The organism is Brochothrix campestris FSL F6-1037 (genome assembly GCF_000525915.1).
GTDB classification, from domain to species: Bacteria; Bacillota; Bacilli; order Lactobacillales; family Listeriaceae; genus Brochothrix; species Brochothrix campestris.
This window is the reverse complement of record NZ_AODH01000123.1, coordinates 1-638: the sequence shown is the minus strand read 5'-3', so window position 1 is coordinate 638 and position 638 is coordinate 1. Positions and strand designations below refer to the sequence as shown.

1 protein-coding gene is annotated in these 638 nt (G+C 46.4%); it reads right to left on the bottom strand.

All coding sequences use genetic code 11. The features are described from left to right. Nucleotides 1–638: isopeptide-forming domain-containing fimbrial protein (locus tag BCAMP_RS12195; RefSeq protein ID WP_035315934.1), on the bottom strand; the 638-nt coding region annotated here is incomplete at both ends.

The following is a 638-nucleotide window of genomic DNA, read 5'->3' as shown; positions in this document are numbered from 1 at the left end:
TGAAGACGTTTTTTCTCAGCTTTTAATTTACCTGCTGTCGGCACCACCACTGTCGGTACGCTTGGGATATCTGGTACGGGTGGGTTATCATCGGGATCTTTTGGTGTTGCCACCGCTTTATTGACAACTGTTCGTATTTTAAGGCTTCTTCTTTTTACTTTCACCTTAAAGGCAATCACTGCGGTTGCTGTTTCGTTTGTTAAACGGAGCTCTTTCACCGTCAACGTTTGTTCGTTCCAAATTCCTTTGTCGGCGACTGCTTTGCCGTCAATGGTCGTACTGTTTGGTACAAAGCTCACATGATTCGGTAATTTATCTACCACTTGACCAACCCATGGGCCACTTCCAGCCTCATGCGTCAGTTTAATACTGTAGTTGAGTGTATCACCGACGTGCGCTGTTGCTTTTGTTTTGTTGTTAACTAACTTCTCACCGTTCACTTGACCTGGTGGAACGTTAATATCAGTGGTTGGTTTTTCTGGCACAAGTGGCACATCTGGCTCACCTGGTGTTGGCGGTGGCACATTGCCATCGACTGTTGCCACGTTGACAACCTTGCCTTTAGCTTCCGCACTTACTTTCACTTTGAAACTGATAAAGAGGCTTTCGCCACCTTTGAGTGACCCGAGGTCACCTGA